Origin of the sequence: Leclercia tamurae (genome assembly GCF_025566055.1) — a bacterium.
In the GTDB taxonomy this organism is placed as follows: domain Bacteria; phylum Pseudomonadota; class Gammaproteobacteria; order Enterobacterales; family Enterobacteriaceae; genus Enterobacter; species Enterobacter tamurae.
Genome location: NZ_JAMHKS010000064.1, coordinates 13,279 through 38,107, shown reverse-complemented (window position 1 = coordinate 38,107; position 24,829 = coordinate 13,279). Strand labels below are relative to the sequence as shown.

Annotated in this window: 23 protein-coding genes and 1 pseudogene; 13 read left to right on the top strand and 11 right to left on the bottom strand. The window is 53.7% G+C overall.

The genetic code is table 11. From position 1 onward, the window contains the following. Window positions 1-151: 151 nt before the first annotated feature. On the top strand, window positions 152-2,530 hold the full coding sequence (locus M8318_RS03695) for a glucose/quinate/shikimate family membrane-bound PQQ-dependent dehydrogenase (RefSeq protein ID WP_262660980.1): 2,379 nt from the start codon (window positions 152-154) through the stop codon (window positions 2,528-2,530). Window positions 2,531-2,570: 40 nt separating this feature from the next. Here M8318_RS03695 and M8318_RS03690 read toward each other — a convergent pair whose 3' ends face one another. From M8318_RS03690 to M8318_RS03675, 4 genes are all read right to left on the bottom strand, one after another. Continuing rightward, a complete protein-coding gene (locus M8318_RS03690) occupies window positions 2,571-3,023 on the bottom strand; it encodes an energy transducer TonB (RefSeq protein ID WP_262660979.1) in 453 nt (150 codons plus the stop codon). A 162-nt stretch (window positions 3,024-3,185) separates the two neighbouring features. Beyond that, window positions 3,186-4,877 (bottom strand): methyl-accepting chemotaxis protein, encoded by a 1,692-nt coding sequence (locus M8318_RS03685; RefSeq protein ID WP_262660978.1) that lies wholly within the window; start codon window positions 4,875-4,877, stop codon window positions 3,186-3,188. A 173-nt stretch (window positions 4,878-5,050) separates the two neighbouring features. Beyond that, window positions 5,051-6,169, bottom strand: coding sequence for an S-(hydroxymethyl)glutathione dehydrogenase/class III alcohol dehydrogenase (locus tag M8318_RS03680; RefSeq protein WP_262660977.1), 1,119 nt, complete (start codon window positions 6,167-6,169; stop codon window positions 5,051-5,053). Window positions 6,170-6,198: 29 nt separating this feature from the next. Continuing rightward, on the bottom strand, window positions 6,199-6,474 hold the full coding sequence (locus tag M8318_RS03675) for a metal/formaldehyde-sensitive transcriptional repressor (protein WP_032610935.1): 276 nt from the start codon (window positions 6,472-6,474) through the stop codon (window positions 6,199-6,201). Window positions 6,475-6,764: 290 nt separating this feature from the next. On the opposite strand from M8318_RS03675, the gene M8318_RS03670 reads away from it, so the two are divergent. Further along, window positions 6,765-7,028, top strand: a complete 264-nt coding sequence (locus tag M8318_RS03670; RefSeq protein ID WP_262660975.1) for a hypothetical protein — start codon at window positions 6,765-6,767, stop codon at window positions 7,026-7,028. 67 nt (window positions 7,029-7,095) lie between these two features. On the opposite strand, the gene M8318_RS03665 is transcribed toward M8318_RS03670, so the two are convergent. After that, the gene (locus M8318_RS03665; RefSeq protein WP_262660974.1) at window positions 7,096-8,469 is read right to left on the bottom strand and encodes an FAD-binding oxidoreductase; all 1,374 of its coding nucleotides are present in this window, start codon (window positions 8,467-8,469) and stop codon (window positions 7,096-7,098) included. A gap of 175 nt (window positions 8,470-8,644) precedes the next feature. Between M8318_RS03665 and M8318_RS03660 the strand changes: the two genes are divergently transcribed. The 5 genes and pseudogenes from M8318_RS03660 to M8318_RS22710 all read left to right on the top strand — a co-directional run. Next, window positions 8,645-8,842, top strand: a complete 198-nt coding sequence (locus tag M8318_RS03660; protein ID WP_106993003.1) for a hypothetical protein — start codon at window positions 8,645-8,647, stop codon at window positions 8,840-8,842. Between the two features lies 1 nt (window position 8,843). Then, window positions 8,844-9,614 carry a hypothetical protein gene (locus tag M8318_RS03655; protein WP_106993004.1) on the top strand — a complete coding sequence of 257 codons (771 nt, stop codon included), beginning with the start codon at window positions 8,844-8,846 and terminating at the stop codon, window positions 9,612-9,614. A gap of 162 nt (window positions 9,615-9,776) precedes the next feature. Then, entirely contained in the window at window positions 9,777-10,760 is a 984-nt protein-coding gene (locus M8318_RS03650) for a DUF1852 domain-containing protein (protein WP_262661050.1), read from the top strand. Window positions 10,761-10,787: 27 nt separating this feature from the next. Next, window positions 10,788-11,810, top strand: a complete 1,023-nt coding sequence (locus M8318_RS03645) for a methionine synthase (protein ID WP_262660973.1) — start codon at window positions 10,788-10,790, stop codon at window positions 11,808-11,810. 134 nt (window positions 11,811-11,944) lie between these two features. Next, a pseudogene (locus M8318_RS22710) lies at window positions 11,945-12,395 on the top strand (excinuclease ABC subunit A); the annotation flags it as partial. 160 nt (window positions 12,396-12,555) lie between these two features. On the opposite strand, the gene M8318_RS03635 reads toward M8318_RS22710, so the two are convergent. Next, entirely contained in the window at window positions 12,556-13,494 is a 939-nt protein-coding gene (locus tag M8318_RS03635) for a LysR family transcriptional regulator (protein ID WP_262660971.1), read from the bottom strand. Window positions 13,495-13,705: 211 nt separating this feature from the next. Here M8318_RS03635 and M8318_RS03630 point away from each other — a divergent pair, with 211 nt between their 5' ends. Together M8318_RS03630 and M8318_RS03625 are read left to right on the top strand one after the other, a co-directional pair. Next, window positions 13,706-14,836 (top strand): alkene reductase, encoded by a 1,131-nt coding sequence (locus M8318_RS03630; protein ID WP_262660970.1) that lies wholly within the window; start codon window positions 13,706-13,708, stop codon window positions 14,834-14,836. 116 nt (window positions 14,837-14,952) lie between these two features. Next, a complete protein-coding gene (locus tag M8318_RS03625) occupies window positions 14,953-15,780 on the top strand; it encodes an N-acyl homoserine lactonase family protein (RefSeq protein WP_262660969.1) in 828 nt (275 codons plus the stop codon). 293 nt (window positions 15,781-16,073) lie between these two features. Here M8318_RS03625 and M8318_RS03620 read toward each other — a convergent pair whose 3' ends face one another. Beyond that, the gene (locus M8318_RS03620; protein WP_262660968.1) at window positions 16,074-16,553 is read right to left on the bottom strand and encodes a DUF2938 domain-containing protein; all 480 of its coding nucleotides are present in this window, start codon (window positions 16,551-16,553) and stop codon (window positions 16,074-16,076) included. A gap of 80 nt (window positions 16,554-16,633) precedes the next feature. On the opposite strand from M8318_RS03620, the gene M8318_RS03615 reads away from it, so the two are divergent. From M8318_RS03615 to M8318_RS03605, 3 genes are all read left to right on the top strand, one after another. Next, entirely contained in the window at window positions 16,634-17,056 is a 423-nt protein-coding gene (locus M8318_RS03615; RefSeq protein WP_262661049.1) for a helix-turn-helix domain-containing protein, read from the top strand. Window positions 17,057-17,340: 284 nt separating this feature from the next. Next, on the top strand, window positions 17,341-18,225 hold the full coding sequence (locus tag M8318_RS03610; protein ID WP_262660967.1) for an NAD-dependent epimerase/dehydratase family protein: 885 nt from the start codon (window positions 17,341-17,343) through the stop codon (window positions 18,223-18,225). 66 nt (window positions 18,226-18,291) lie between these two features. After that, window positions 18,292-19,095: an SDR family NAD(P)-dependent oxidoreductase gene (locus M8318_RS03605; RefSeq protein WP_262660966.1), complete on the top strand. Its 804-nt coding sequence runs from the start codon at window positions 18,292-18,294 to the stop codon at window positions 19,093-19,095. A gap of 130 nt (window positions 19,096-19,225) precedes the next feature. On the opposite strand, the gene M8318_RS03600 is transcribed toward M8318_RS03605, so the two are convergent. The 3 genes from M8318_RS03600 to M8318_RS03590 all read right to left on the bottom strand — a co-directional run bounded on the left by M8318_RS03600 (window position 19,226) and on the right by M8318_RS03590 (window position 22,688). Next, entirely contained in the window at window positions 19,226-20,065 is an 840-nt protein-coding gene (locus tag M8318_RS03600; RefSeq protein WP_262660965.1) for an SDR family NAD(P)-dependent oxidoreductase, read from the bottom strand. Continuing rightward, window positions 20,062-21,264 carry an MFS transporter gene (locus M8318_RS03595; protein ID WP_262660964.1) on the bottom strand — a complete coding sequence of 401 codons (1,203 nt, stop codon included), beginning with the start codon at window positions 21,262-21,264 and terminating at the stop codon, window positions 20,062-20,064. The genes M8318_RS03600 and M8318_RS03595 overlap by 4 nt, the downstream gene beginning before the upstream one ends. 215 nt (window positions 21,265-21,479) lie before the next feature. Continuing rightward, window positions 21,480-22,688, bottom strand: a complete 1,209-nt coding sequence (locus M8318_RS03590; RefSeq protein ID WP_262660963.1) for a metallophosphoesterase — start codon at window positions 22,686-22,688, stop codon at window positions 21,480-21,482. A gap of 22 nt (window positions 22,689-22,710) precedes the next feature. Here M8318_RS03590 and M8318_RS03585 point away from each other — a divergent pair, with 22 nt between their 5' ends. Further along, window positions 22,711-23,694, top strand: coding sequence for a LysR family transcriptional regulator (locus tag M8318_RS03585; RefSeq protein ID WP_262660962.1), 984 nt, complete (start codon window positions 22,711-22,713; stop codon window positions 23,692-23,694). Between the two features lie 49 nt (window positions 23,695-23,743). On the opposite strand, the gene M8318_RS03580 is transcribed toward M8318_RS03585, so the two are convergent. Further along, window positions 23,744-24,580 carry a sugar phosphate isomerase/epimerase family protein gene (locus M8318_RS03580; RefSeq protein WP_262660961.1) on the bottom strand — a complete coding sequence of 279 codons (837 nt, stop codon included), beginning with the start codon at window positions 24,578-24,580 and terminating at the stop codon, window positions 23,744-23,746. Window positions 24,581-24,829 lie beyond the last annotated feature (249 nt).

Here is a 24,829-nt window from a genome sequence, read left to right as displayed (position 1 = left end):
GGTTCATTCAAATAACGCAGCGGTGATCTCTCAGACGCTATAATGGCGTTATGTCCGACTTTTTCATCATGGATCTTTTCTTCTGTTACCCATTTGGTTCAGATGCAATGCTGTCTGGCCAGCGAAGACAAGATTATTTCAGGAGACAGAAATGGCTTTAGGTAATTCGCTACGTGGGTTCCCCCGGATCCTGCTGTGGCTGCTGGTCGGTCTGATGGCACTCATCGGGCTGGCGGTCGGTGGGCTGGGCTTTAAGCTCGCCACCGTAGGGGGAAGCTGGTACTTCCTGATCATGGGCGTGGTGATGCTGATCGCCGCGTTCCTCATTGCGCGCCGTCGCGCCAGCGGCATCATCCTTTACGCGGTAGCATTTATCGCCTCGCTGGTCTGGGCCGTGAGCGACGCGGGCTGGGATTTCTGGCCGCTGTTCTCGCGCCTGTTCACCTTTGCGGTGCTGGCCTTCCTCGCCGCCATCGTCTGGCCGTTCCTGCGTGGCGCGGGTCAACCGGTTAACAAAGCCCCGGCGTTCACCATTGCTGCCGTGCTGGCGGTGGTGATGCTGGTGAGCGTCGGCTGGATGTTTAAGCCGCAAACCCTGGTCGCGGCTAACGAACCGGTCCCGGTTAAACCGGTCGCCGAAGGTCAACAGCAGAAGAACTGGGCGCACTGGGGGAACACCACCCACGGCGACCGTTTTGCCGCGCTGGATCAGATTAACAAGCAAAACGTGAACGATCTGAAGGTGGCCTGGGTTGCCCATACCGGCGACATTCCGCAGAGCAACGGCTCCGGCGCGGAAGACCAGAATACCCCGCTGCAGATTGGCGATACGCTGTTTGTCTGTACGCCGTACAGTAAAGTGCTGGCGCTGGACGTGGACTCCGGGAAAGAGAAGTGGCGTTACGATTCGAAAGCCACTGCGCCCAACTGGCAGCGCTGCCGTGGGCTGGGCTATTTCGAAGAGACAACTAAGGTGACAACGTCACCGACAGAGACTCAGCCTGCCGCCTGCGCGCGCCGTCTGTTCCTGCCGACCACCGATGCCCGCCTGATTGCGCTTAACGCCGACAACGGCAAGCTGTGCGACGACTTTGGCGACCACGGCGTGGTTGACCTTGGCGTGGGCATGGGCGAAATCAAGCCAGGTTACTATCAGCAGACCTCCACCCCGCTGGTGGCGGGTAATGTGGTGGTCGTGGGTGGACGCGTGGCGGATAACTTCTCCACCGGTGAACCACCGGGTGTGGTCCGTGCTTACGACGTGCATACCGGTAAACTGGCGTGGGCCTGGGATCCAGGCAACCCGAACCTCACCGGCCTGCCGCCGGAAGGCCAGACCTACACCCGCGGGACGCCGAACGTCTGGTCAGCGATGTCCTATGACGCGAAGCTAAACCTGATCTACCTCCCGACCGGTAACGCCACGCCAGATTTCTACGCGGGCGAACGTACCGAGCTGGACGATAAATACAGCTCCTCGATTGTGGCGGTGGATGCCGCGACCGGTCAGGTCCGCTGGCATTTCCAGACCACCCACCACGATCTGTGGGACTTCGACCTGCCTTCCCAGCCGCTGCTGTACGATCTGCCGGATGATAAAGGGGGCTCGACCCCGGTACTGGTGCAGACCAGCAAGCAGGGCATGATCTTTATGCTCAACCGCGAAACCGGCGAGCCGGTGGCAAAAGTGGAAGAGCGTCCGGTGCCTGCCGGGAATGTCGAGGGCGAGCGTTATTCCCCTACCCAGCCGTACTCGGTCGGCATGCCAATGATTGGCAACCAGACCCTGCACGAGTCGGATATGTGGGGCGCGACGCCGGTTGACCTGCTGCTGTGCCGCATCCAGTTTAAAGAGATGCGCCATCAGGGCGTCTATACCCCGCCGGGTCTGGATCGCTCCCTGCAGTTCCCGGGCTCGCTGGGCGGGATGAACTGGGGCAGCGTGTCGGTGGACCCGAACAACAGCCTGATGTTCGTCAACGACATGCGTCTGGGGCTGGCGAACTACATGGTGCCGCGCGCCAATGTGGCTAAAAACGCCAGCGGGATTGAGATGGGTATCGTCCCGATGGACGGTACGCCGTTTGGTGCTATGCGCGAGCGTTTCCTGTCTCCGCTGGGTATTCCGTGCCAGAAACCGCCGTTCGGCACCATGTCTGCGGTCGATCTGAAGTCCGGCAAGCTGGTGTGGCAGGTTCCGGTGGGTACCGTGGAAGATACGGGTCCGCTGGGCATTCGCATGCATATGCCCATCCCAATCGGCATGCCGACCCTGGGGGCATCGCTTTCCACCCAGTCCGGCCTGCTGTTCTTCGCCGGGACTCAGGACTTCTACCTGCGCGCGTTCGATACCGCCAACGGGAAAGAGATCTGGAAAGACCGTCTGCCGGTGGGCAGCCAGTCCGGGCCGATGACCTACGTGTCACCGAAAACCGGGAAGCAGTACATCATCATCAATGCGGGTGGCGCACGTCAGTCACCTGATCGCGGGGATTACATCATCGCGTACGCCTTGCCTGATAAGCAGTAATCGTGAAACCGGCCACTGATGTGGCCGGTTTTTTTTATCTTTACGGTGTGCCGGACAGAGCGTTTTCAACCCAGGTTGCCGTCTTGCCGTTCTGGTAACTTGCCACCAGATTCTGCCTGACCCCGGCTGGCCAGCAGCTGCGCATCACCGCCCGCTTTGTCTCGTCGAAGAAAGGTTTATCCCCCGCCGCCTCGTAGTCCGCCGCCCGTCCGTTCAGCTTGACGTTAAACGACACCGTGACTCTGCCGGAGTAGTTCTGCGCCGCGGCCTGCTCAGGATAGCGGGGTTGCACCCGATAAACATCGCCGTCGCAGTCTGCCTGCCCGCTCTCCGCGGTCGACGTGCTGCCGCCCACCGGAAAGGAGAGGCCAACCCCTACGCCGCTGCTCCCCCCGCCTCCGCCGATCCCTACACCGCCAATCCCCACGCTGCCGCCTGATGCGCATCCGGCCAGTAGCCACGCGGCGCAAACCACCTGCGTAAATCGTTTCATCGCCTGTTCCTCTTCAGCCCTTACAACCAGCATAGCGGGGAATAAAAAAGGGTTCATGTCGAAACATGAACCCTTTTTGCCCGGCGGCGCTTCGCTTGCACGGGCCTACGGTTTGTAGGCCCGGTAAGCCGTAGCCGCCACCGGGCAGGATACGCGCTGGGATCAGAAGGTTTCCCAGTTATCCCCATCGGCAACGGCCGGGCGCAGCGGTGCGGCTGCCGTGGCCGGGACAACAGTGCTGCTGCTGCGGGTCTGGGTCATACCGTGCAGACGGAAGGTACCCACTGCTTCGGTCAGACGGGCAGCCTGATCTTCCAGCGACGCGGCGGCGGCAGAGGCTTCTTCCACCAGCGAGGCGTTCTGCTGGGTCACTTTATCCATCTCCGTGATCGCCTGGCTGACCTGCACAATGCCACGGCTCTGCTCGTCTGAGGCGGCGGCGATCTCCAGCATAATATCGGTCACGCGTTTTACCGCGTCCACGATCTCACTCATGGTGTTACCGGCAGCAACCACTTCCCCGGAGCCCTGGTCAATGAGCGACACCGACTCGTTGATCAGCCCTTCAATCTCTTTTGCGGCGTTGGCGCTGCGGCTGGCCAGAGTACGCACTTCGCTGGCAACCACCGCAAACCCACGGCCCTGCTCACCGGCGCGAGCCGCTTCCACCGCGGCGTTCAGCGCCAGGATATTGGTCTGGAAAGCGATGCTGTTGATCACCGCGGTGATCTCAGAGATTTTCTTCGAGCTGGTGGAAATGTTGCCCATGGTTTTCACTACCCCGGAGACCATCTGGCCGCCACGGCTGGCTTTACCGGAAGCATCTTCCGCCAGTTTGCTGGCGTGATGCGCGTTGTCGGCGTTCTGCTTCACGGTGGCGGTCAGCTGCTCCATGCTGGCTGCCGTCTGCTCAATGGCAGCGGCCTGCTGTTCGGTACGGGATGAGAGGTCGGTGTTACCGGCGGAGATTTCGCTGGTGCCGCGGTAGATCTCTTCCGCGCCCTGACGCACGGTGCCAACGGTGCCCACCAGCGAACGTTGCATGGTTTGCAGGTCGTGGGTCAGACGGCCAATTTCGCTGCGTCCGGTCAGATCGTCGGCCAGGGTCAGGTCACCTTTGGCGATATGGGCAATGCGATTCGCCGCGCGCTGCAGCGGGTTAATCACCGTGCGACGCAGCACGATAAAGGTGAGCACCGTCATCACCAGCGCCAGACCAATGGCACCGACCATAAAGATCAGCCCCATCTGGGTGCGGGTGTGCGCCTCTTCGGTCAGCATAGTGGCGCGGTCAGTACGGATCTTGATCGCCTTCAGCAGCACCACGTTATAGGCGTCATCCAGCGGACGCGCCGACTCATTTTCATGGTTGATGATGGCTTCGAACATGCCGTTTTTGGCATATTTCAGCATCGGCTGCAGGCCGTCGATGTAGGCCTGATAGTTCGATTTCAGCTCGCCATCCAGCGCTTCATCCGCCGGGGTGCGAACGCCGCGATCCATATAGGCGGCAAAGCCTGCCTGGGACTGTTTAATCCGTTGTTCAGCTTCGGCGATGTTCTTTTTCATCGCGTCCATTTCCGCGATACGGCTGGCAGCACCCGCGTGGATCATGTTGATACGCGCCGTGCGCAGGTGGTTTGAACTGTTGGATAACCCGGTACGCACCTGAATTTCAGCGGTCACATCCCGCAGATCCTTATCCGCCTGCAGTAAAAAATAGCCTGCCAGCCCGGCGCTCAGGGCAAACAGCAAAATAATACCACCCAAAATCGAGGAGATAAGCGGAAGCAGCCTGATGTGATGCAGGAAGCCCAGCTTATGTTGCGCCCGAACTGTTGTTGTTTTGTCCATAGCCGTTGACTCTCTTAGAGGTAAGATGCGTGCAAACACGCCTGTAAAATAGTCATCGGCACTACAAGGAATTTGATTACGGCTAAAATCGCAACACGGGTCACACTTTCGCAATGATTTTTAAAGCAATGTCGTCCCGCTGCCCGTAAAGGCACAGCGGGAGAGAAGATCGATCAGTTATCGCCGAAATGGATAACGGTGCGGATAGATTTACCTTCATGCATCAGATCGAACGCGTCGTTGATCTGGTCCAGCGGCAGACGGTGGGTAATGAACGGATCGAGCTGAATTTTGCCCGCCATCGCATCTTCTACCATGCCTGGCAACTGAGTACGGCCTTTGACGCCGCCAAAGGCAGAACCACGCCAGACGCGACCGGTGACCAGCTGGAACGGACGGGTTTTGATCTCCTGCCCGGCTCCGGCCACGCCGATGATGACGCTTTCGCCCCAGCCCTTGTGGCAGCACTCCAGCGCCGCACGCATCACGTTGACGTTACCGATGCACTCAAAGCTGAAGTCGACGCCGCCGTCGGTGAGGTCAACAATCACCTCCTGCACCGGCTTGTCGTAATCTTTCGGGTTAACGAAGTCGGTCGCGCCCATTTCCCCGGCCAGCTTGAACTTCTCTGGGTTAGTATCGACCGCAATAATACGACCGGCTTTCGCCTGCACCGCCCCCTGGATCACCGCCAGACCGATCCCGCCCAGACCGAATACCGCGACGGTATCGCCCTCTTTTACTTTGGCTGTGTTGTGCACGGCACCAATCCCGGTGGTGACGCCGCAGCCCAGCAGACAGACTTTATCCAGCGGTGCCTGCGGGTTCACTTTCGCCAGAGAAATTTCTGCACACACGGTGTATTCGCTGAAGGTGCTGGTACCCATGTAGTGATAGATCGGCTCGCCGTTGTACGAGAAACGGGTGGTGCCGTCCGGCATCAGGCCTTTACCCTGGGTGGCGCGAACCGCCTGGCAGAGGTTGGTTTTGCCGGATTTACAGAACTTACACTCGCGACACTCAGCGGTGTACAGCGGGATAACGTGGTCGCCCGGCTGCAGGCTGGTGACGCCCTCACCGACTTCCACCACCACGCCGCCGCCTTCATGGCCGAGCACCGCCGGGAAAACGCCTTCCGGATCGTCACCCGACAGGGTAAACGCATCGGTGTGGCACACGCCGGTGTGGGTGATTTTGACCAGCACTTCGCCTTTCTTCGGCGGTGCCACATCAATCTCAACAATTTTCAGCGGCTGGCCTGGGCCAAATGCAACAGCTGCACGTGATTTCATCTTGCTTTCCTTTTAGTGATGTCAGGTGTTTATTTTAGATAAGAGCGCAGCAAATGACCGACTTCTGCCATTCTGACGGCCCGCTGATCGGCGGTAGTCTCGCCCGTCACCAGCTCATCTTTGAGGTGAATTTCAACCATCTCGCCCATCAACCCGTTTGCCGCCCCGCGCACCGCGGCGATCTGCTGCAGGATGGCGAGGCAGGGTTCGCCGGATTCGAGCGCCCGCTCCAGGGCATCGACCTGCCCGCGAATGCGGCGCACGCGCGTCAGGACACGTTTTTTATCTTCAGGTGAATGTGGCATGGGAGGGGCTCCTGGATACTGTAGGGGGGTATGGTATGCGATCTGCTACAGCGATGTAAACCATGATCTCTGCGCAGCCCGGTAAAGGTGGCGTCCCACGGGCTTACCCAACTTTGCGCTTTCTTACTTTAGCGCTCGAATAAATATCAAAGCGGCATGTCATCATGTTGGCAAATACCATCACCACGACGTTGCGACACGTCCGGATAATGAAAAAGGCCTGCACCACTATGATCAAACTTACCCCGGCACTCCTCCTTGCGGGAAGCGTTCTCCTCGCAGGCTGTGATATGGAGCTCTCGCAGGAAGCGAAATCCAAAGTTGAAGAGACGACCCAGGAGGCGAATGCCTCGGTAGAGGCGTTAACCAACTCCGTGAACAGCGAAATGGAAAAAGCTAAACAGAGCGCCCTCACCTCTACCCTGTCGGAAGAGACGAACAAGCAGATCGACAGCGTTAAGCAGAAAGCGGAGGAGATCGGCAATATGAAAGTCTCTGAACTGCTCAGTTTTGGTGGCGATAACGACGCGGAAAGTGAATCTGAAGAGAACTGATCCCGGTAACGCTAAACGCCAGTCCGACTCGCTGCGGACTGGCTTAGCTGATGCGTTCTGCCCGACCTCATATCGGCTTGATGTTCTGATTCATCCGGAACAGATTTGTCGGGTCATACTTGCTCTTGATCTCCACCAGCCGGTTCCAGGTCGCCCCGTAGGCGAAGGCGATGCGGTCGGTCTCCTCCTGGGTGAGGAAGTTAATATAGGCCCCGCCGCTGGCAAACGGCTGGGATTGGGCGAAGAACGCCCGCGCCCAGGCGATACAGCGCTCATCCTCGGCGGCGGTTTCCCAGCGGCCATGTACGTTCATCACGTAATTCGCATCCCGGCTGGAGTATGCCATGGCCTCGGGGGCGATGCGGGTCGTCTCGCCGCCTATCGTCCCGATAAATATTTCACAGTGCGGTGACGGCAGTCTGGCCGCGTAGTCGACGATGGCATCGATCACCCCGTCGCTGATTTGCGTGAAGTTGTGTGACTTCCAGTAGTTGCGCGCCCCTTTGGCCAGCAGCGGATCGAACGCCTGCTGCCAGGCGACATAGGGCTGCACGCCAACGTGCTCGCCAATCACCGTCCCGAAGTTGCGCAGCGGCGCGATAAGTTGCTCTCCCATTTCAGGATGGCCGACATAGCACAGGGCGAGCGCCACCATCTCTTTCCCGTGAAACGCTTCAGGCAGGAAAGGCAGCGGTGGTGCCTTGCGGGTGACCATCCAGACATTGAGCTCTTCCGGCATGCTACAGGTGAAGCGGGCAAACTGGGTGATCACCTGCTTTGCCTCTTCAAACGGAAAGACGATCAGCCCGCTCAGCACGTCCGGTCCAACGGGATGGAGCCGGAAGTCAAAGCGCGTTACCACCCCGAAGTTGCCACCCCCGCCCCGCAGGCCCCAGAAGAGATCCGCGTTTTCTGATTCGCTGGCGTAAAGCTGTCGGCCATCTGCCGTGACCACTTCCGCCGAGAGCAGATTGTCGATGGTCATGCCGTATTTGCGACTCAGCCAGCCGAAACCACCCCCGAGCGTCAAACCAGCCACCCCGGTGGTCGAATTGATGCCCAGCGGCGTGGCGAGACCATGGGCCTGCACCGCCCGATCAAAATCCCCCAGCGTGCAGCCTGGCCCGACGCTGGCCGTTCGGGTGGTGGGGTCCACCTGCACCTCCTTCATCAGCGAGAGGTCGATCATCAGCCCGTCGTCGCACACGGCGTTACCGGCGATGTTGTGCCCTCCTCCGCGGATCGATATGAGCAGGTTTTGCGTGCGACCAAACTGAATGGCCCGAATAACATCTTCCGTTGACGCGCAGCGTGCGATTACTGCCGGTTTGCGGTCGACCATGGCGTTCCAGATCTGGCGCACCTCGTCGTAGCTGGCATCGTCCGGAAGAAGCACTTCCCCCTGGAAGTGCGTTTTGAACTCGTCGATATTGACCTTCATGATTATCCCCTGGCGTTGTTTAACCCTACTAATTATGGTGGGTTTGGCGCGTTATGAGGGTGTGAAGCGGGATTTATTCAGGTGTGCCCGTAAGGGAAATTTTCAGCATAACCTTAAGGCAGCCGCAGCCGGGATCGGCCAGACTTAACCTTTTTGTTTATAAGGATGCCCCGCGATGAGACGTTTGGTCATGTCGATCTTCTCCAGCCCGGAGTCATTGCTGCAGGTGATGAGTCAGCAGGAAATCATTGAAGCCGTCGAGGACGGCGACCGTATTATTATCGATCAGGACGGTAACGCCTCGGTCAACTACAAGAGCAAAGAGGTGCGTGAGGACTTTCTGCGCCATGTTAACGCGCTGAAGAGGGCCTGAAATGGGAACGGCGATATTTATGGTGCTGATGGTGTGCGGATACTGGTACACCAGCCGCGACCTCTCCACCCGGTTTAAAATTAAGCGTTCTTTTGGCTGGGATGTCTATTTTCTGGTCGCGCTGTATGGCTGTATTTTCGTTTTGCAGGGGGTGATCGCCACCGGCCTGCTCTGGCTGCTGCTGCTCGGGGTCTCCTGGGCTGCCAATACCTTCCATCTTACTGCGCAGCCCGACGCTAACTGGCAAGTGGATTTTATGAACTGGAGCTTTCTGGGCATCCAGGCGCCGGTGGTGATAATGCTGGCCTTTGCCATCCTGTTTTGTCTCTACCGATCTAACTGGGCAGGCAGCGCCAGGCTGGACGGCGAAGGCCGGAAACAGCTGTATAAACGCCTGTCGCAATCAAGCGGTATCGAGCAGCTGCTGTATCAGTGTATGGAGGAAGGTGAACTGGCGCTGGTGACCCTCAAGTCGCGACGCATTTACATCGGCATGATCCATACCGCGACGCTTGAATACGAAAAGACCGCCAATATCGTGCTGATCCCGATGCTCAGCGGCTACCGTGACGGTACGACGCTGAACCTGTGCATCGAGCACAATTACAGCAAGTGGTATGCCGACCATGACATCACCCTCGACTCACAGCCCAGAAGCGCCATGGCCTTCCGCAAGGTGATTATGTTGGATCAAATTGAAAGTCTTTCACTCTTCGATCCCGCCAGCGCCAGCGCGCTGGATCTGGAGCAGCGTTCGGAGAAAATTGACTGATCGGTTCAGCGATCATGAAGATAGCTCATGTTGTAGTGAAATTTAGTCGCTTTCACTCGTTCCGGGGCTCTGGCATAAAAGATGCATTAACGTATCAGTAACATAAAGAGTGAAATGAAATCGTTTCACTCTTTATGCCAGCGCTCAGGAAGTGAGATGACGATGAATAAAGACTTCACCTTTACGATCAAACGCAGTCGGTTCGATGAGAATTACAACCCCTCAGAAAACACGCGTATTACCACAAACTTTGCCAATCTGGCCCGGGGCGACAACCGCCATCAGAACCTGCGTAATACCTTAGCGATGATCGATAATCGTTTTAACGCCCTCGCCCACTGGGATAACCCCAAAGGCGATCGTTATAGCGTTGAGCTGGACATTATCTCTGTCGAGATGAATATTGATGCGGACGATAACCGCTTCACCTTCCCGGCAATCGAAATATTAAAAACCAATATTGTCGATAAACAAACCAACGAGCGTATTGAAGGTATTGTCGGGAATAACTTCTCTTCCTACGTCCGGGATTATGATTTCAGCGTCCTGCTGCCGGATCACAATAAGCAACAGACCGAGTTCAGCATTCCGCAGGATTTTGGCGCGTTGCATGGCAATATCTTCAAACATTTCGTGAATTCAGAAGCGTACCAGCAAAACTTTAACAAGCCGCCGGTGATCTGCCTCAGCGTCTCCAATAAAAATGTCTATCAACGCATCGGGAATGAACATCCGGTATTAGGCATCGAATATCAGCAGCAGGGGTCGTCCCTGACGGAAGCCTACTTCAAAAAAATGGGCCTGCAGGTGCGCTATTTTATGCCGCCAAACAGTGCCGCCCCGCTGGCGTTCTTTTTCATCGGCGATTTACTGAATGACTACAGCTTTATTGAGCTGATCGGCACCATCAGCACCATGGAGACGTTCCAGAAAATCTACCGGCCTGAGATTTACAACGCGAACTCGGTTGCCGGGCACTATTATCAGCCCAGCCTGACCAACCAGGATCACTCCTTAACCAAGATTGTTTACGATCGCGAAGAGCGTAGCCAGTTAGCGATTGAGCAGGGCAAATTTACTGAGAAACACTTCATCACCCCGTACAAGAATATTCTTGAGCAATGGTCTGCTCAGTACGCGCGTTGATTCATTAAAAATATAAGGTCACCTGTTATGAAAACATTGCTCCCCACGTCTACAGCCGGCAGCTTGCCTAAACCGTCCTGGCTTGCCCAACCTGAGACCCTGTGGTCCCCCTGGAAGCTGGAACACGAGGAATTACTCGCCGGTAAGCAGGATGCGCTGCGTTTATCCCTCGACGATCAGCTGCGGGCGGGGATTGATATCGTCAGCGATGGTGAGCAAACGCGTCAGCATTTCGTCACCACCTTTATTGAGCACCTCAGCGGCGTCGATTTTGAGAAGCGCGAAGTGGTTAAAATCCGTAATCGCTATGATGCCAGCGTGCCGACGGTGGTGGGTGCTGTCGCTCGCCAGAAGCCGGTGTTTGTTGAGGATGCCAAATATCTCCGTCAGCTCACCACCCAGCCGATTAAATGGGCGCTGCCGGGTCCGATGACGATGATCGATACCCTCTATGACAACCACTATAAGAGCCGTGAAAAGCTGGCCTGGGAGTTCGCCAAAATTCTCAACCAGGAAGCCAGAGAGTTAGAGGCGGCGGGTGTGGACATTATTCAGTTTGATGAACCGGCCTTTAACGTGTTCTTCGATGAGGTCAATGACTGGGGGATCGCCGCGTTAGAGCGAGCCATCGAGGGGCTGAAATGCGAAACGGCGGTGCATATCTGCTACGGCTATGGCATCAAAGCCAATACCGACTGGAAAAAGACCCTGGGCTCAGAGTGGCGGCAATATGAAGAGGCCTTCCCGAAACTGCAGACCTCGAATATCGATATCATCTCGCTGGAGTGCCATAACTCCCACGTGCCGATGGATCTGCTGGAGCTGATCCGCGGTAAGAAAGTGATGGTGGGCGCCATCGACGTGGCAACCAATACCATCGAGACGCCAGAAGAGGTTGCCAATACCTTACGTAAAGCGCTGCAATTCGTTGATGCCGACAAGCTCTACCCTTCAACCAACTGTGGGATGGCACCGTTATCCCGTCAGGTTGCCAACGGCAAGCTCAATGCCTTAAGCGCCGGGGCGGAGATTATTCGCAGAGAGCTATAAGGTGTAGTTCGAGCGTAGGCCGGGCAAGCGAAGCTCGCCCGGCTTTTCTTTACATTCCATTTCGTCACGACTGTATTACCGGAACAGACAATTGATCGATGCGCTTCTCAGGTCTACCCTTGAAGTTCGATTGTCTGGTCAGTATCGATCAACGGCCTATCGGACGTACGCCGCGTTCAAACCTGGCCACCTATACCGGCTTTTTTGACACCGTGCGTAAGCTTTTTGCCGAAACCGACGAGGCGAAAAAACGCGGTTTTGGACGCCAGCCGATTTTCCTTTAACCTGCCCGCCGGACATTGCTCCGCCTGCTGGACGAGCCCTCCACAGGGCTGCATCCGACAGATATGGATAAACTGATGGGGGTCCTCGACAGGCTGGTTCAGCGTGGTGATGGCGGAGCACGATATGCGGATTGCGTCAGAAGCCGACTGGATCCTCGATCTCGGACCCAGCTAGGGCGAAAACGGCGGACAACTCGTTGCGACCGGTACGCCGGAAGAGGTCAGCCGCTCACGGGAGAGCCTCACCGCGCCCTATCTGTCGGCCAGGTTGAAAAAACGGATCGACGATCTTGTGGAATAACGTCGGTAAGATCTTCGCATGGTTACTGAGCGGACGGGGATGTAGCGCTAAGGGTCCGCTGTGAGCGAAAAGCGGACCTTCTCTCGCGCTTTTATTGTTTATTTCAGCGTTAGGTCAGGTGGTTCGAAGGGTCATCATGTCATTACACATACGCCAGCCATTAATGATTGTTCATAAAGTATTGATCCCAGTATGGAGGAGAACCGATCTCATCAACCATAAATTTGAGAATTTCACGTGTGCGGTGCGAGCGAAGCTTATTTTCGGGATAGAGCGCGTGTATAACGGTCGGGACAGATTCTGCTGACATATCCCATTCAGGAAGGAGTCTTATAAGACTACCATTCACAAAAATTTCAGGGCTGAAAATCCATGTTGGAAACAGCACAATGCCTGCTCCGTCCTGTGCCGCAGCGACCAGTGCTCCAGCATTGTTGCTACTTATGCCGCCACTGACCTCAATATTCTTATACTTATCTTTCAGAGATGTACGGTAATACCACCGCTGTTCTCCTGATCCCCCACGATACAGCAGGCAGTTATGGTTGCGGAGATCTTCCGGTTGCGTCGGTATACCGTTCTGCTGCAGATAGGCCTGGCTGGCTGCCACAATATACTGTTGATCGCAAATTACCTTACCTAACATTCCGGAATCCTCGACCGTACTTACCCTGAAGGTAATGTCATTTCCCTCCTGTACCGGGTCACGAAAGGTATCTGTCAGGGTCAGTTCAACGGATACGCCTGGATATTTCCTTCTTAATCGACTGACGAGATTAACAATATGCAGCCTGCCCAGTGCTTCCGGGGCATTAATCCTTATTTTGCCACTTATTTGCTGGCCGTCCTGAGCAATTTGCTCGGCAGCGTTATCCAGCAGATCCAGAGCCTCCCTGACCTGAGACCGGAACCAGGTTCCTTTTTCTGTCAGCGTTACCGCTCGTGTGCTTCGGTACAAAAGCTGCTGATTTAGCTCTTTTTCCAGTGCTGCTATATCACGCGATACCGATGAGGCCGGGACACCAAAGTGACGCGCTGTTGCGAGAAAGCTGCCGGAGCTGGAAACCATTAAAAAATAACGAAGCGCCTTAAGCTGCATAAGCCCTCTCAATGTATGCGAAACGGAGTAACTCACTGTCAGTTGTTGCTGAGATGACTAACTAATAAGCCACAAATTGTCATTATTGCAATAATGTTTTGCATTTTAGCCTAATTGTTCCTTTAATAACATTTTTCTAGACTGTATCCAGACCTGACGGCTGAGATGAATTTCAAAGCCGTCGTGAACGTAAATTCATTCTGGGGACGTTATGAAAAACACATTATTTGAAGCCTACAATCTGTCAGGAACCTCCTTAAGCAATCGCGTAGTCATGGCTCCGATGACGCGCTCCCGTGCACCCTCCGACGTCGCTGACACGATGACAGCCCTCTATTACACCCAACGCGCCACGGCGGGCCTGATCGTAACTGAAGGCACCCCGGTGTCACGTGAAGGGCAGGGATATCTGTTCAATCCGGGGATTTACAGTGATGATCAGATTGCTGGCTGGAAGCTGACCACGGATTCAGTACATGCTGTTGGAGGACGAATCTTTGCACAGCTCTGGCATGTAGGCCGGTTGTCTCATCCCTCAATTCAGGAAGGCGGTAAGCTACCTGTCAGCCCGAGTTCCAGAAAAGCCGAAGGGGCGAAAGCCTTCGGCTATGATGAAAACGGGCTGCCCGCCCTCATTGACACTCCTGCTCCGCGACAACTGAATACGGATGAGATCCCACGACTTGTTGAAGACTTTGCCAGGGCTGCTGAAAACGCGATAGCTGCCGGTTTTGATGGTGTCGAGATCCATGCAGCCAATGGTTATCTTTTCGAGCAGTTTCTCAATCCAGGTGTCAATGACCGTACCGACAAATACGCAGCCGACACGCTGGGTAACCGGCTAAGATTCACGCTTGAAGTCATCGATGCGGTAACGACAAGGATCGGTGCAAATCGAACAGGTATTCGACTGTCTCCTTATGGTCAGATTTTTGATATGCCGGTATATCCTGAAATTAATGAAACTTACCTGGCCCTTGCCGCAGAAATCGGTAAGCGCGAGCTTGCCTACCTGCACCTTATGAATCAGTCAGGTTTCTCTCGTGCAGACGGCAAAGTTGAAGGATCTGCTGAAAATGGTTTCTTCGAACTTATGCGAGGAATGAAGTCACCGCTGAACGCTACTGCATTGGTCCTGGCTGGCGGACTGACCCGTGATCTGGCAACGGAAATGATTGAGGGAGGTGAAATTGACCTCGCCGGGTTTGGCGCGAACTTTATCAGCAACCCGGACTTGGTAGCACGTATGCAGAATGGACTGCCGCTTGCAGAACCCGATCGGGAGACATTCTATGGCGGGGATTCAAAAGGTTATGTCGATTACCCTCCCTATGGAGCTTAATCATTGATTGAGAGGGTTTCGCCTGTTTCTCTGAAAATATCGCAAACCCGCTGAAATTTTTACTGACCGAGTAAACGAATTGTTCTGGCAGAAAGGAAATTTGAAGGGTTCAAAATATGAACTGGTTAAAATATGTCGTTGGCGCCGTTGCGCTTTACAGCCTGAGCCTGGCCGCTCATGCTGAATCAATTAAATTATGGCGACTTAACTGTGGCAGCATCGAGTTATCGGATATGAGTCCTTTTTCCGATACCTTCGATTATGCAGTTAAGCCGCGGCACGTGGCCGATAGCTGCTATCTGATTAGCCATAACAACACATGGATGTTGTGGGATACAGGCCTTCCTTTGTCTGACCTGGGAAAAGATCAGAGCGGGACAGGTATACGGCCGCGTCTTGAACGTCCACTGGTTGAGCAGCTCGCAAAGCTAAACGTGACGCCTGATATGATATCAATGGTCGCGCTCAGTCATTACCATTTTGATCACGCCGGCCAGCTCTCCAGCTTCCCTAAAGCTCGCTTGCTCATCGGCGCGAGCGATATGGCAGTGATTCGTTCCCAAAAGCCTGACGAGAACCTCGACCGGAGCCAGTTCACTCACTGGCTTTCCGGTAACGCGAAGGTGACTGAAGTAGAGGGTGATTTTGATATTTTTGGCGACGGTAAGGTGATCATGCTAAAAACGCCAGGACACACTCCAGGCCATCATTCCTTGCTGGTACGCCTTCGCGACAGGAATATCATTCTTTCCGGAGACTTATGGCATTTTTCTGCCTCAGTACCGATTAATGGTGTACCGACATTTAATACTAATCGCGCTGATACGCTTGCATCACAGGACAGATTAAACCGTATTATCCATAACCTTAACGCCGAACTCATCATTGGCCACGAGGCTGCGGATATTGAAAAATTACCCAAATTTCCCCAGGCTGCAGAATAACTGCCGGGAACTTTTTGAGGTGATGAATGAATCATCCTGACATTCCATCCGCGAGTGTCAGGGTGGACATTGTTTATCACTCTCGAAACCTACTGAGCCATATAGTACAACGTCTGCTCCTGGCACAAAGCGGACATTCATAACCGACCGACATCCCTAAACGCCGCACTACGCTATTCCCGCCCTCTCCCTTGCGTCATTTACTGCCGCCCGCCGACCAACTGCGGAATGGCACCGTTATCCCGCCAGGTTGCTAACGGCAAGCGAAGCGCCCCCGGTTTTTCCCCGAAAAGTCAGGCAGCGATAGCAAAGGCCGCGACATACAGCCCGAATCCATATGCCATATGCGTGAGCAGACTAAGCAGGCGAGCCAGCCACGGGCGAGGTGTCCGTGATGCGGCTATGCCAAAACCAAACGCGGGCTGCAGGATCATGAAAGGTGCCAGTAACGTCAACAGACCTGTGAGGAGTGCTGTTGAAACAGAGGGCTCACTGAGCCAGAGAGTGCCGTTCAGCAAAAGCGGTATAAAAGCAAAAATTATCCCGGTCAGATAGTGGAATATCCAGCCAGTCAATAACTCCCCCGGCATTCGCGACGTTGAGGCAATCGTATTATGGTAAAACTTTCCCTCAGGCAAAGTTAATATCCAGCGCCCCGCCAGGGCATAGTTCAGTGGCGGAACCTTAAGGACGTGTTTTTGACACCATGACCACAAATCCATCACCAGCGTTGCGCCAATCCCCACAATGACAGTTTTAACAATAATCATCATATCCAATGCCTGATCCCTTTTTTCCGTGAAATGATAAGCTGGTTGCCAGTGTGCAACTTAAAGCGTGGTTTAAGTCAATGATAAAAGAGCTGGATATCGGAGCAATTGCGGAGCTCTCCGGGGTTAGCCCCTCAGCGTTGCGCTATTACGAAAAGAAAGGGTTAATTAAACCTGTTGGCCGTAATGGTCTGAGACGGCAGTACCATGAAAATGTGCTTGGTAAACTGCAACTGATTGCGTTGGGACAGGCTGCTGGGTTTACTCTGGATGAAATTGCCTCGATGTTCGGGACGGAAGGTAAAATAGCGTTAGATCGCCAGCAGCTTAATCAACGATCAAGGGAGATTGACGCGACCATTCGCAAACTGCAGCTCTTAAGTCGAGGGCTTAAGCATGTTGCGCAGTGTACGCAACCCGAGCATACCGATTGCGAAGAATTTAAAAGAGTGGTTGCGAAAGGGCTACGGCTGGTCGGATTTACATCTTACCGGACGGAACGCTGATGAAAACATCGGCTGAAGACACAGAGCAAAAACTCAAAAATGTCGCTTTGGGATTTGCACTGTTGCAGCCGGTAAGTGACGAGCTGATTTGAGCGAAAAGCAGACATTCATTTATGGAAACTTTAATGTAAGCACCCTTATCAGTTCACGGATTTCGCCGGTTCTACAAACAAACTTCGATTGATGAATTGAATTAATAGAACCTTTTAGTCTGGCTCATCGCATATTGTTTTTTTGTCGACAAAACTTAGAGTTGATTTGCACCTCAACCATAAGGACGAAGTATGTCAGCTAAAAAACGTATAGCCATTACCGGTGCTTCAGGGAAAATTGGCAGGGTTACAGTAGAGTGGCTTGAAAAAGCGGGTTATGAACTGTTTCTCATCGATAAAAAAGCCCCCTTAACCGATGCCCATCCAGCGATGATCGCGGATTTAGAGAATTTTGGTGCAACGCTCGATGCACTTTCCTCCGTAGGGGAAGATATTTATTCACGACCTGAACCTGCAGCCTTTGATGCCGTGGTTCACCTTGCCAGTATTCCTCACCCCCGAATGATCCCCGATGCTGACGAGTTCAGAAATAATATGCTGGCCACATTTAACGTGTTTGAGGCATCCAGGCGCCTGGGGATTAAAAATATCATCTGGTCATCGAGCGAAGTCCCTACCGGCGTGCCTTACGACCAGTGGGATGCACCCTATGTTCCGGTGGATGAGCACTACCCGGCCCGGGGGATCAGCATTTATGCGCTGACTAAAGTGCTGGGTGAAGAGATGGCCCGTCAGTTCTGCCTTAATAACGCTGACATGCGCATTACCTGTCTGCGGCTTTCTAATGTTATGGCGCCGGAAGAGTACGCGCAGTTTGCAAGCTGGCAGGACGATCCTGCCATCAGGCAATGGAACATGTGGACTTATGTCGACGTCCGGGATGTTGCTCAGGCGATTGAAAAAGCTGTCGAATATGATGTCAGGGGTAAAGATGAGTTCTTTATTACCAGCGATGTGACCTGCATGCGAACCCCCACTCAGGAACTTCTGGACCGCTACTATCCAGGCGTTGAAAAGCGTAAAAATTTTGCAGGTAATGAATCAGCACTCAGCAGCGAAAAGGCAATGCGCGTCCTTGGATATCACCCGGCGCACCGCTGGACCGATAGCGTGTGATGCTCACGCCCCTCCTTTGCTACCGACCTGCACAGGGTCGGTTACCCCCTTTAACCGGAGAATCATATGAGTGAGAAAAAACTGGCTCTGATAACTGGTGCGAGTAATGGTATTGGCCTGGCACTTGCCGAAGAATTTGCAGCTAACGGCTACGATCTTGTGATCGTTGCCCGAGATGAAAAAAAACTTTTAGCCACGGGGAAACACCTGCAAAAACGTTTTTCAGTTAACGTTCACGCGTTCAGTGCTGACCTGAGTGAGTATGACCAGATAACAGACCTGCAGGCCAGAATAGATGCGGTCGATTTAACCCCCAATGCACTGGTCATCAACGCCGGCCAAGGGCTCGGCGGCGCGTTTATCAATGGTACCGATCTTGAAAAAGAGCTTAGACTAATCCGACTCAACGTTGATGCTGTGATACATCTTTCTAAAATATTTATCCCGCGGCTCGTTGAACAGGGCAAAGGGCACGTTCTAATCACCTCCTCGCTTTCCGGCTCGGCGCCGATACCTTTCGAAGCGGTTTACGGGGCGTCAAAGGCTTTCGTCAACTCCTTCTTTTACGCCATACGTAACGAGCTAATGGGGAGCGGTTTATCAATGACGCTTCTGATGCCTGGGGCAACGGAGACCAATTTCTTCAAAAATGCAGGACAGGCAAGCACCACCGTAGGATCGATGAAAAAGGACGATCCGAAAGAAGTGGCAAAACGCGCCTGGTATGCCCTGATGACAGGACATGAATTTGTCTATGGCAGTGAGTATGCCGAGTATGAGGGTGAGGTGATGAACAGAATGATGAGTGAATCGCATAAGGCTCAGCGTCACCGAATCATTTCTGAACCCGATTCTGCCACGAAAAAGTAAATCCGCACGGCGCCGGGCATCAGCCCAGCGCCTCTTTCCACAGCATAAATACAACGCTAAAAGCAAGGTTGCTGACGGTCTCATTTCATATTTTCGGCAACCTGATTCAAAGCAGGCTACCGGTGACACATCAGCTTTTCATCCAGCGTTCAAAAGCCGTCTTCCAGTCAGGATGCCAGCGCGACAGGGCCGGGCGGTTGTCCAGAATATCCTGTGCGGCCCACATAATCCGTCTGGCATCCATCTCACTGGTCACAGCGTTATCAGGGCAGATAACATAGAAGTCACCCCGTTCAAAGCGAGGGAGGAAATAGTCAATCACCTGCGCCGCCGTCCACGCTTCATCAGGCTTTTTGCCGCTGCGCTCGTCCATGCCGGGATCGTTCATGTCGGTCCAGGTATAGCCCGGTACCAGAAGATGCGCGGTGAGCCTGGTGCCGGTTTCCTTCAGAAGCTGATGGGAGAGCTGTTCTGTCAGCACCTTTACGGCTGCTTTTGAGGCGTTATAGGCTGCGAAACCTGGCGGGGTGGTAATGCCCTCCTTCGAACCGAGGTTAACGATCGCACCTTTCTCGTCCATTTTTAACATTTCTGGCAGAAAAATATGCTGTGTGGCAACCATGGACAGCAGGTTAACCTCCATCTGCTGCCGCCAGAGATTGGGGGAATCACAGGCGCCGGCTGCTATCTTCACGCCGGCATTGTTAAACAACAGGTTCACCTTTCCCCAGGTGCTGTAAACGGTGTCTTTGAGCTGCAGCTGGTATTCTTGATGGGTTATGTCGCCAGTGACAAGCAGCGTTTCAGTCGCCAGTTCGCCAGCCAGCTGCTCAAGGGCCTGTCTGTTCCGATCGAAAAGACAAAGCTTCATGCCTTTTCGGGCCAGCTCCCTTGCCGCAGCGGCGCCAATACCCTTCGCCGCACCGGTTATTACGGCAACGTTACCTGTCCTGATGACTTTATCGTTCATGATTTACTCCCGTCAGTGATGCGTACCGATAAGAACATAAGAAGAAGTGCTAACAGGGAAAAAGCAGCCCCAACCCATCCCGTAGAGATCCAGCTTCTCCCCGAAGCGATAATGAGCCCTCCCCCGGCTGCGCCAAGCGCATTGGAAATATTAAACGCGCTGTGCGTCAGGGACGAAGCCAGAGTCTGTGCCTCACCAGCAATGTTCATCATATGGGCCTGAAGCGCCGGCACGAGAGAAAATCCGCACCCGAGCATAAACAGCACGATGAGAACCGGGGTCTGCAGTGTTCCCGTAAGGGAAAACAGGCCCAGAAAGACGATGTTCCAGGCGATGATGCCAAATATGGATGGGATCAGCGCAATGTCCGCCAGCCTGCCACCGATAATGTTGCCGGCAACCATGCCCGCCCCCCAGAGAACCAGGATCCATGGCACGGCTGAGGTTGAAAACCCGGCAGATTCCGTCAGCGCCGGGGTGATAAAGCTGTATACGGCAAACATTCCGGCAAAGCTGACTGACGCGACGGCAAACGTCATCAGGATCCGTGGGCTCTTCAGCGCGCCAAGTTCCTTGAGCGGTGAAGCGGACCTGTCGGCCGCCACGGACGGAACAAAAAGCATAACCATTATGGACGTCAGCACCAGGCCCGCTGCCACCATCCAGAAAGAGATTCTCCAGCCCAGCGTCTGGCCCGCCCATGTGACAAGCGGAACGCCGGCAACGTTCGCTACGGCCAGTCCCAGCATAACGTAACCGATATACCGGGCTTTGTGCTGTGGCGAGACCATTGAAGCCGCCACGAGTGCGGAAACACCGTACCAGGCACCATGAGGCATGCCGGAGATAAAGCGGGCTGCGAACATGGAGTTATAGCCCATGGCCAGAGCGCTCAGGGCATAGCCTGTAAGTGCAATAATTAACAATATCAACAGAAGGTTTTTACGGGCCTGCCGCGCGCCAAGCACCGCGATCGCCGGGGCACCGACCACCACGCCTGCAGCATAGGCGCTGATATAGCCTCCCGCAGCAGGGATTGAAACGCCCGTTCCCCGCGCAAGATCCGGCAGGAGACTCATGGGCGCAAACTCGCCCGTTCCGATGCACAATCCGCCCGCCCCCAGCGCAAGCATGGCCGGAAAAAGACCCACAGGTGGATGAATACGTTCACCCTGCCGTGAAAGCGTTTGTTCAGACATGACTATGACTCCTGATCTCGTTCACTGCCGGATGCAAAAAATAAGAACCGCTACCAGTCGGGTAACGGCTCTCAGCGATGTGCAACTTATGGGTCACAACGTTCCGGAAAGAACGGCAACAGGCAGTGGTATATTGAACTGAAATAAACTATAAGCTCTTCCTTGCCGTTATTGATGAATCAGACAGTCAGTAACGATGAGTATTATTCAACAATTCAGTTGCTGGTTTCGCCATGCAGGGTGATAAGCGTTATTTCGGCAGGTTTCCCAAGCCGGAAGGGAAAACCGTTCCAGATGCCGGAACCGTTGCTGACGTAAAGCTTCAGGGGCCCTGCTTCATACAGCCCGGACACAAAACCGTTATTAGCCGATGCGACCAGCCTGTCCAGACCGGCGATCATACCGCCGTGTGTATGCCCGGAAAGCTGAAGGCTAACCCCACTTTCTGCGGCCAGGTCAGCATTTTCAGGCCTGTGGTCAAGAAGGATGACGGTTTCACCCGGGCGGGAAGACGCCAGGGCGCTGGCCAGGTCAGGGCCCGGCAGACCGTATGATGGCGCGGCGGCATCCGTCACGCCAGACAGATACAGCGAGTCGCCACCACGGCTTACACGGTAACCGGCATTATTAAGAAAATACAGACCCAGTTTTTCAAAGGTCTGGATCCAGTTTTCAGCGCCAAAGTAATATTCATGATTGCCCGTTACGGCAAAAACGCCTTCTTTAGCCCGCAACTGGCCAAGCGGCTCAATGTCGGAGAAACGCGCTTCTGGCCAGCCATCAATCATATCCCCGGTAACCACAATCATATCCGCATCCAGCTCACGGGTGCGGGTAACAACATCTTGTATCCAGCTTCGCGGCAGCAGTCTACTGGCATGCAAATCCGTCAGCTGAACTATCCGGTAACCTTCGAAACGGGGGGGCAGGCTCCTGAGCGTAACGTCTATCTTTTTCACTTCAGGAACCGCTGTACCATTTTTCAGGGCCAGCGTTGTCAGCATGACCGCCAGAACCGGCAAGATAAACCAGAAAGCCCTATGCCATTTCATCCGGCGTCCTGATACCAGTCGGTGCAGTATCCAGAATATGTCACGCAGTACTAACAGGACCGCCATAAAAACGGTCATACCGAAAAGGCCGGTAGTCAGCAGCAGCAACGGTTTTGGTATCTCAGGAGAAAACATATTTCCCGTAAGTAATTTCGTGATCAGATGAAACTCAGAGGCAACAATCATTGCGCCTGCGACGGCTATTTTTGCCAAAAGCGGGGCGGGAAGCGGCCTGATAAACCGAAACAGCACGTAAAGCGCTGGAATGAGGGTCCAGATATGAAACACGCGGAAATCTCCCGGGAATGAAAAACTGTTAGTTTGCCGTACATCGGGTTGCAACGTTTTGTTGAATGAATCTAAACTTACCATCCTTCAGGAACGATTCCATTCAATGTCATTTGACATTGCATTGAATTTTAATCAACGGTTTAACGCCATGTCCTCCAGACTGTCTACCACGCTCACCCGAAGCGATCTTGCCGAGCTCAACGCATTTCTTATCACTGAGAAAAGGCGCAGTTTTACCAGGGCCGCCATAGAACTGGGAATAACCACCTCTGCGCTGAGCCATACCATACGCAATCTCGAGACGCGCCTGGGTGTCAGGTTGTTGAACAGAACAAGCCGTACGGTCTCTCCGACCGAAGCGGGCGCAAGCCTTGCACTGCGTCTTGAAACAGGATTTAAAGAAATTGGCGACGCGCTTGAGGAAATTAACCGCATGCGCGATCGGCCAGTAGGAAAGCTCAGGCTTAATGTGCTGAGTGACGGTGCCCGCCTCATTATGGCGCGACATCTTCCACGCTTTATCAGCAAATATCCTGAAGTGGAACTCGAAATCAGCGTTGATGACAGAATGGTCGATATCGTGCAGGAAGGATTTGATGCCGGGATCCGCTTTGGCGGAACCGTTCCTGAAGATCTCGTTGCAGTCCGACTGGGGGGAGAACTCAGATGGGTAGCGGTGGCATCGCCACGCTATCTTTATCAACATACTCCCCCTGCCGTGCCTGAGGATCTGCGCCTGCATAACTGCATTCAACTGCGCACCGGGCAAGGCGTCATCTACAAATGGGAATTCCGTAAAGGAGAAGACTATCGCGTGGTTGACGTCAGGGGGCAGCTCTGTGTGAGCGAAACGGCGCTGGCAATTGAAATGGCATTAGCTGGCGTGGGTATTGCTTACTGCCTCGAAGACCGGGTGCGTGATGATATTCGTGAAGGCAGACTCAGGATTGTTCTACCGGAATGGGCCCCTCTGGAAGAGCCGATGTATCTGTACTATCCAGGTCACAGACAAGTTCCCCAGGGATTAAAGGAACTCATCGAAATTCTGAGAGAAGAAATAGAACTAACACATTCAGTTTCAGCCTGAATCAGGCTCAGGGATTCGCAAATCACCTGAGCCTGAGTTTCATAACCTGTTATGGATGTTTTTGAAGCATTTCCTTAAGGTTATGACGTGAGGTCGTAATGATAGTCCAGGGATCTTTTGGCGCGTCATGCTCAACAATATACCACTCAACCCCACTGCTTCTCCCCGCACTGATGATTGAGCGCCATTCCAGCAAACCTTCACCTGCCGGAGTGAAATTCATTTCGTCATCACGAATCCCGATAGCAGCGTTATCTTTTGCATGAATCGCATAGACGCGTCCTGAATATCTTGCAATTATTGACGCAGGATCCTGTCCTCCACGAGCAGCCCATGCCACATCGAGTTCAAGGCTAAGATTATTTTTGTGGGTGTACTTCATAATCAAATCCAGGGCTGTCACATCATCATACTTCTTCATCTCAAAGTTATGATTATGGTAAGACAACGACATTCCTTCATTTCTTAACGTCTCTCCCATACGATCAAGCCTCCTGGCGTAATCTATCCATCCCTGTTTTGTTGTAGGTCGTTCATTAACCTCAATCCATGGGACGACGAGGTGAGCGTTTCCTATGCCTTTGTTAAACGCAACAATTTTTCCGCGCTCGCTCTCAAGAGCAGATAGCTGTACATGCGATGCAATAACGTTAAGCTGATATTTTTTCAACGTTTCCTGCATTGTCGGTAAATCCAGGTGATGATCATCGACAAGTTCTACATGTGAAAATCCCGCTTTTTTAGCCATGGCAAACTGTGCATCGGTATCACCAACATTTCTAAGCGTGTACATCTGAATAGCAATATCGTCCTGCGCTTCGGTACGGGCATACCCCACCATGCTTGCCATCATAATGACACCACAAAAAATCGAGTTTTTAATCATTATCGTTCACATCAAAAAGTAATCGATTACAAAATATAATTCGGCAGATTTTTTATACAACAAGCACCCATAAAAATGTGAACTAAATCACTGAAAGTAATATTTGGGGTATTACTTCGCCCATTAACCATTAGGGTTCGTGCTTAATGTCCGCTCTTGGTACGAAGCGGACATTATTACTCCGGCGTTATGTCATTCGTCGGTTAACTCAATCGTTCAACATCAGGTCCAACTCTCGCTCAAATCTGC

Bases quoted from the DNA above. Each gene is read 5' to 3' on its own strand.
- M8318_RS03695 (WP_262660980.1), top strand. From the start codon at position 152: ATGGCTTTAGGTAATTCGCTACGTGGGTTCCCCCGGATCCTGCTGTGG.
- M8318_RS03690 (WP_262660979.1), bottom strand. From the start codon at position 3,023: ATGAAACGATTTACGCAGGTGGTTTGCGCCGCGTGGCTACTGGCCGGA.
- M8318_RS03685 (WP_262660978.1), bottom strand. From the start codon at position 4,877: ATGGACAAAACAACAACAGTTCGGGCGCAACATAAGCTGGGCTTCCTG.
- M8318_RS03680 (WP_262660977.1), bottom strand. From the start codon at position 6,169: ATGAAATCACGTGCAGCTGTTGCATTTGGCCCAGGCCAGCCGCTGAAA.
- M8318_RS03675 (WP_032610935.1), bottom strand. From the start codon at position 6,474: ATGCCACATTCACCTGAAGATAAAAAACGTGTCCTGACGCGCGTGCGC.
- M8318_RS03670 (WP_262660975.1), top strand. From the start codon at position 6,765: ATGGAGCTCTCGCAGGAAGCGAAATCCAAAGTTGAAGAGACGACCCAG.
- M8318_RS03665 (WP_262660974.1), bottom strand. From the start codon at position 8,469: ATGAAGGTCAATATCGACGAGTTCAAAACGCACTTCCAGGGGGAAGTG.
- M8318_RS03660 (WP_106993003.1), top strand. From the start codon at position 8,645: ATGAGACGTTTGGTCATGTCGATCTTCTCCAGCCCGGAGTCATTGCTG.
- M8318_RS03655 (WP_106993004.1), top strand. From the start codon at position 8,844: ATGGGAACGGCGATATTTATGGTGCTGATGGTGTGCGGATACTGGTAC.
- M8318_RS03650 (WP_262661050.1), top strand. From the start codon at position 9,777: ATGAATAAAGACTTCACCTTTACGATCAAACGCAGTCGGTTCGATGAG.
- M8318_RS03645 (WP_262660973.1), top strand. From the start codon at position 10,788: ATGAAAACATTGCTCCCCACGTCTACAGCCGGCAGCTTGCCTAAACCG.
- M8318_RS03635 (WP_262660971.1), bottom strand. From the start codon at position 13,494: ATGCAGCTTAAGGCGCTTCGTTATTTTTTAATGGTTTCCAGCTCCGGC.
- M8318_RS03630 (WP_262660970.1), top strand. From the start codon at position 13,706: ATGAAAAACACATTATTTGAAGCCTACAATCTGTCAGGAACCTCCTTA.
- M8318_RS03625 (WP_262660969.1), top strand. From the start codon at position 14,953: ATGAACTGGTTAAAATATGTCGTTGGCGCCGTTGCGCTTTACAGCCTG.
- M8318_RS03620 (WP_262660968.1), bottom strand. From the start codon at position 16,553: ATGATGATTATTGTTAAAACTGTCATTGTGGGGATTGGCGCAACGCTG.
- M8318_RS03610 (WP_262660967.1), top strand. From the start codon at position 17,341: ATGTCAGCTAAAAAACGTATAGCCATTACCGGTGCTTCAGGGAAAATT.
- M8318_RS03605 (WP_262660966.1), top strand. From the start codon at position 18,292: ATGAGTGAGAAAAAACTGGCTCTGATAACTGGTGCGAGTAATGGTATT.
- M8318_RS03600 (WP_262660965.1), bottom strand. From the start codon at position 20,065: ATGAACGATAAAGTCATCAGGACAGGTAACGTTGCCGTAATAACCGGT.
- M8318_RS03595 (WP_262660964.1), bottom strand. From the start codon at position 21,264: ATGTCTGAACAAACGCTTTCACGGCAGGGTGAACGTATTCATCCACCT.
- M8318_RS03590 (WP_262660963.1), bottom strand. From the start codon at position 22,688: ATGGTAAGTTTAGATTCATTCAACAAAACGTTGCAACCCGATGTACGG.
- M8318_RS03585 (WP_262660962.1), top strand. From the start codon at position 22,711: ATGTCATTTGACATTGCATTGAATTTTAATCAACGGTTTAACGCCATG.
- M8318_RS03580 (WP_262660961.1), bottom strand. From the start codon at position 24,580: ATGATTAAAAACTCGATTTTTTGTGGTGTCATTATGATGGCAAGCATG.